Below are 6,002 nucleotides of genomic sequence, written 5' to 3' on the forward strand. Positions count from 1 at the left end.
TAAGAAAAGAAAGACTCGATAAAATGAAGTTTAGACTATTACCCATCATTATGTTTGCTGCTTCTGCACATTTTTATGGACAAGTAACGCCACAGGACAGCACAAAAGTAAACAATGCTGTACATGCAGACAATGAGGTAGGTACTTATACACTTAAAGACATTGTTGTAGATGGGGTAAAAAAATATACACCAGCTCAGATCCTTAGATTTACTGGCTTATCCAAAGGAGAAAGCGTAGATATTCCGGGGCAGAAAATCAGTAATGCGGTTAAGAAGCTTTGGGATACCCAATCTTTTCTGAAGTGGAAGTGTACGTTCAAAGTATTGAAGGACAAACTGTTGTTCTTAAATTCTATCTTCAGGATCTGAAAGAACTTGGAGAAGTGAAATTTAAAGGCAAAGGAATTGGGAAATCAAAAGGTGAAAAACTGGCTAAAGATAACAATCTAAAGCCTGGGACAAAGATTACTCAAAATCTGGTGTCAAGTCTTAAAACAAACATTCCGAAAGACTATATCAAAAAGGTTTTGCTGATGCCAAAATCACGATTGAAGATAAGGTAAATGCGGGAGATCCTGCTTTGGTAGACTGGACGATCAATCTTGACAAGGGTAAGAGAATTAAAATTGACCATATTGAATTTGAAGGGAATCAGAATGTAACCGATAGAAAGCTTAGAAATAAAGCCTTTAAAGAAACAAAACAGAAACGTTTCAGCATCGGTGGTATTTTGAAATCATCCAAATTCATTGAAGATAAATACCAGGAAGATAAACAAAGCCTGATCAATTATTATAACTCTTTAGGATACAGAGACGCAAAAATCGTTTCAGATTCTGTATGGAGGAATAAGAAGAACAACTACGAAATCAATGTAAAACTTAACGAAGGTAAAAAGTATTATATCGGGGATATTACGTTCACTGGTAATACAGTTTATGCTACTGAATATTTACAGAGATTACTAGGATATAAGAAAGGAGATATCTATGATGCCGTAGGATTCAACAAAAAAGTTGGTGAAGACGGTGGTAAAGAAGATGATTCCGATATTAAATCCGTTTATATGAATAACGGATACCTTTTCTCCAATGTAACACCGGTTGAAAAATCAGTGAACGGTGATGCCGTAAACCTGGAGATCAGAATTAACGAAGGAGAGCAGGCTACCTGGAACAAAGTAACATGGCAGGGGAATACAACAACCCATGACCACGTAATCCTTAGAGCGTTAAGAACAAAACCAGGAGAATTGTTCAAAAAAACCGAAATCAAGAGAACTTATTTTGATTTGGCAGGGATGTCATTCTTTGATCCGCAACAGATCGGTCAGGATATTCAGCCTAACCAGGTTGATAATACAGTAGATGTTAACTGGAAGCTTGTAGAAAAAGGATCTTCCCAGGTTCAGCTGCAGGCTGGTTATGGTGGTAATAGCTTTATTGGTACTTTAGGATTAACGTTCAATAACTTCTCATTGAGAAACTTCCTGAAGTTTAAAGACTTTAAACCAGTACCACAGGGTGATGGGCAGACTTTCTCCATTCAGGTACAGGCAGGGCAGTACTTCCAGAACTATGGAGTATCCTTTACAGAACCTTGGCTATTCGGGACAAGACCTACAGCTCTTTCTGTAAGTTTAAATAATTCAAGAGTGCGATACAGTGATGGATTGGGAGGTTCCCAAAAACTAAATATTTTCTCCGCATCAGTAGGTTTGAACAGACTATTAAACTGGCCGGATGATTATTTCTCACTATATACAGGATTACAGTTCCAGAAGTACGACTTTAATAATTATCCATTCCAGTTTGGAACGGAAACAGAGATGTATGGAACAGCTAATAACTTTAGTATCAACCTAGGATTAAGTAGAAACTCAGCAGGTATAGATCCTATTTTCCCTACAATGGGTTCCAATATTGAACTTTCTGCTAAGCTAACTCCTCCATATTCATTGTTTAGTAATAAAAACTATGAAACAATGAAGGCGGTTGATAAATACAAGTGGATGGAGTTCTATAAAGTCAAGTTTAAAGCAGATGTTTATAACGAAATTGCCGGTAAACTTGTGTTGAGATCTTCCGCTGAAATGGGCTTCATGGATGGCTATAACAAAAACCTTGGGGCACCGCCATTTGAGAGATTCTATGTAGGGGGTACAGGATTATTCGGAGGTAGATATGATGGTAGAGAATTGATTCCTTTAAGAGGATATGAAAATGCGAGTACTTATGGAGGTGAAGGTGAAGATATCACTCAAAAAGGAGGGGGTACAATCTATAACAGATTTACTTTAGAATTAAGATATCCGATTTCAATGAACCAAACAGCTAAAATTTATGCATTAACATTTGCTGAAGGAGGTAACGTTTGGAACTCATGGGGTAATTATAATCCATTCCAGTTGAAAAGATCAGTAGGTGTGGGAGTTAGAGTTTATATGGGAGCGTTTGGATTGATTGGGTTCGACTTTGCTTATGGATTTGATAAGACAATGTCCGGAAACCCATCAGGATGGCGAAACCACTTCTTGATGAACCAATCATTATAATTATAAATATGAAGAACTTTAAAATAACCATCACTTTTGTATTGCTCTTAATTTTTGGGTTTGGAAATGCCCAGAAAATCGGAGTGGTAGATACTAATGAAATTTTAAATAAATTACCTCAGTATAAAGAAGCCGAAGCGAGACTAAACTCTCAGATTGATACCTGGCAGTCAGAACTTCAAAACCTGCAGTCAGAGTATGAACGAAAAAAGGCGGCCTTTGAAAGTGAAAAAGTGTTATTGATAGGCGATCAGCTGAAATTGAGAGAAAAAGAAGTTGCAGATCTTGATAAAAATGTCAAAACCACTACCAGCTTACGTTTCGGAGCCAATGGTGAAATAGCAAAATTGAGAACAAATCTTGTTTTACCATTCCAGGATCAGATCTGGGAAGCCATCAAAACAATGTCCGAAAAAAATGGGTTGGGCATAGTTCTTGATAAAAGCAATAACATTAGTGTTATTTTTCTCCAGGGAAAATATGACTATACAGAAAAAGTATTAGCTATTTTACTGAAGGGAACAGATAAAAAAGAGAAAACTACAAGTAAAAGTAAAAAGTAAAATTGTAAGTTAACTTTTACGTAAATTTGAAATCTAAAAACAAATTAAATTATTTATTTACCAATTATGAAAAAATTAAGTGTATTATTTGCAGCAGTAATGATGGTTGTTTCTGTAGGTATGGCAAAAGCTCAAAAAATGGCTACTTTAGATGTATTGGGAGTTCTTAATGCAATGCCTGAAAAGAAAAAAGCAGATGCTGACCTTAAAACATTCTACGATACTAAACAAGCTGAGATCAAGAAAAAATATGATGCTGGGCAAGCTAAACTAAAGCAATATAGCGAAGAAGCGCCTAAGAAAACTGCAGACGAAAACAAAGCTAGAGAAGGTGAATTACAAAAAATTCAGGAAGAAATAGCTCAAATGCAGGACAAAGCTCAAAAAGATCTTCAGGCTAAGCAAGAAGTAGCTTTCGGGCCAATTGAGAAAAAATTGAACGATGCTGTTGATAAAGTTGCTAAAGCTAACGGATATGAGTATGTAATGGATGCAAATTCACCTGCATTCCTTTACAAAGCAGGTGCTGATGCTACTGCAGCTGTAAAGAAAGAATTAGGAATTCAATAATTTCAGCAAATTAACAAAGATTTATAAGACAAACCGCCTTCAAAAGAGGCGGTTTGTTTATTTTTGCGGAATGGAAAAAGAAGTATCAACTATAGTAAAAGTAAGGTTTAGCGATTGTGATCCTATTGGTCATTTGAATAATGTAAAATATCTAGATTACATGTTCAATGCCAGAGAAGATCACGTAGAGACATTTTACGGATTTACTTATGAAGAATATACCAAGCAAACAGGCTGTACCTGGATTGCCATTCAGAATGAAATCGCTTATCTGAAAGAAGTAAGATATAATACTCAGGTGGTCATCAGTAGTAAAACTATCGATATTCAGGACAGAACAGCTAAAGTTGAAATTCTGATGAAAAGTTTGGATGAGAAAACAATTCATGCTGTACTTTGGGTGACGGTTATTTATTTTAATATAAAAACAAGAAAATCAGAAATCCATCCAGAAGATATCAAAGAAACTTTCCATAAATTCTATGTAGATCTGGTACAAAAAGATTTCCAGTCAAGAGTTAAGTTTTTAAGATCCCAAAACGCAAAAAACTCTTAGTAGATAATTCTGTTGAGAGTCGTTTGAAAATTTAAAATGAATAAAATATGAAAAAAATAGCAGTAATTGGAAGTAATGGGCAGTTAGGAAACTGTATCAGAAAAATAGCTCCTGACTTTGAAAACCAATATGAATTTATTTTTACAGATTCTACAATCTTAGATGTTACCAATGCAGACCAGGTAAATGACTTCTTTTATGATAATAAACCTGATTTTTGTATCAACGCTTCTGCATATACAGCAGTAGACTTGGCAGAGAAAGAAGAAGAAAAAGCCTTTGCAGTCAATGCACATGGAGTAGCTCATCTTGCTCAGGCTTGTGCAGATTATAAGGCCATTCTGATTCACGTCTCTACAGACTATGTTTTTGATGGAGATACCAATCTTCCTTATTCAGAAGATGATTTTACCAATCCAATAGGAGTGTATGGAGCATCAAAAAGAAAAGGTGAAGAATTAGCATTGGAAATTAATCCTAAAACAATTATTCTGAGAACTTCCTGGCTATATTCTGAGTTTAATAAGAACTTTGTGAAAACAATGTTGAATCTATTCTCTCAGAAAACAGAATTGGGAATTGTGGCTGATCAGTTTGGGCAGCCTACAAATGCAAATGATCTTGCAGCTGCTATCATGGATATTATCGAAAACCCGAATAAAACCTTTGGAATTTTCCATTTTTCAAACTATCCGGAAACCACTTGGTTTGATTTTGCAAAGAAAATCGCTGAATTTTCAAAATCTTCAATACAATTGAATGCATTAACAACCGAACAATATCCTACTCCAGCCAAAAGACCTGTAAGAAGTACAATGTCTCTGGATAAAATAGAAGAGATTTATAAAATTGAGCCAAAACATTGGGAACACAGTCTTGAAGAATGTGTTGAGATCCTTACACAACAATAATATTATGAAAAATATTGCCATCATCTTTTCAATACTATGTATTCAGCTTTGGAATGCACAAAATGTCTATCTGAGTAAAGTTGAGAAAACCAATGATAACTCAGATAAATTTCTTTATAAAAAAGATGAAGCTGAAACAGAAGCAGTTTATTTAGGAGAAGCAGAAGTTCAGGGGTTCTCGAAAGATGATGAAATAGTGTTCTCATTAATATATAAAAAAGCAAAAGAGATTGGAGCCAATACTTTTGTCATAAAACCTTTTGAAAATGTAGACGGATCACATCAGACCTTTAATCCTTCCAATTATAAGATAGCATTATATTATACTCCAAAAGAAAAGCTAAAAGTCAAGGAGGGGATGATGTATATATTTGCTTCCTCAGAAAAAGAGCAGAAGATCAATATTAATAATAAAGACTATAGGGTATCACCAAGATCGTTTTTTAAATTAAAAATTGTTCCGGGAGAAGTATATACCATCTCTACCAAGAAACTTTTAGGCTCAACAGTAAAAGTTCAGCCCAAAACCAATGATGAAAACCTGTATTTCCAAGTGTCATCATTAAAAATTAAACCAGACACTTCAGGAATTGGAGGCTTAAACCTTAAATCAGGAGATGTTACGGGCTTAGAAAAATCATATGCTGAGTTTTTGAGTGCTATTTATACAGAAAAGACACCATAATAACATTACGGAAAAGGCTGAATTTGTTTTAGTCATACAATAAAACAAATTCTCCAAACAAATGTTTGAAATTTTTCTCTCAAGATATCAGGGCATTAGGTGTAAAATGTTACATGAATATGAAATTTATGTTAAGTTTATTTGTTTTGCGTGGTATAATG

The 6,002-nt window shown here is 34.8% G+C and carries 5 protein-coding genes and 1 pseudogene; all 6 read left to right on the forward strand.

The features are described 5' to 3' along the window. The first annotated feature begins 23 nt into the window (after positions 1–23). The 6 genes and pseudogenes from H5J24_RS25415 to H5J24_RS25440 all read left to right on the forward strand — a co-directional run bounded on the left by H5J24_RS25415 (position 24) and on the right by H5J24_RS25440 (position 5,841). Positions 24–2,556, forward strand: a pseudogene (locus H5J24_RS25415) (BamA/OMP85 family outer membrane protein). A gap of 8 nt (positions 2,557–2,564) precedes the next feature. Further along, positions 2,565–3,119 (forward strand): OmpH/Skp family outer membrane protein, encoded by a 555-nt coding sequence (locus tag H5J24_RS25420; protein ID WP_068939407.1) that lies wholly within the window; start codon positions 2,565–2,567, stop codon positions 3,117–3,119. A 66-nt stretch (positions 3,120–3,185) separates the two neighbouring features. Further along, complete coding sequence (locus H5J24_RS25425; RefSeq protein WP_068939355.1) at positions 3,186–3,689, forward strand: OmpH/Skp family outer membrane protein; 504 nt, start codon at positions 3,186–3,188, stop codon at positions 3,687–3,689. A 70-nt stretch (positions 3,690–3,759) separates the two neighbouring features. Continuing rightward, entirely contained in the window at positions 3,760–4,245 is a 486-nt protein-coding gene (locus H5J24_RS25430) for an acyl-CoA thioesterase (protein ID WP_068939356.1), read from the forward strand. Between the two features lie 47 nt (positions 4,246–4,292). After that, entirely contained in the window at positions 4,293–5,156 is an 864-nt protein-coding gene (gene rfbD / locus H5J24_RS25435; protein WP_068939358.1) for a dTDP-4-dehydrorhamnose reductase, read from the forward strand. A gap of 4 nt (positions 5,157–5,160) precedes the next feature. Continuing rightward, positions 5,161–5,841 (forward strand): hypothetical protein, encoded by a 681-nt coding sequence (locus H5J24_RS25440; protein ID WP_068939360.1) that lies wholly within the window; start codon positions 5,161–5,163, stop codon positions 5,839–5,841. Positions 5,842–6,002 lie beyond the last annotated feature (161 nt).

The organism is Chryseobacterium capnotolerans (assembly GCF_021278965.1).
Lineage (GTDB): Bacteria > Bacteroidota > Bacteroidia > Flavobacteriales > Weeksellaceae > Chryseobacterium > Chryseobacterium capnotolerans.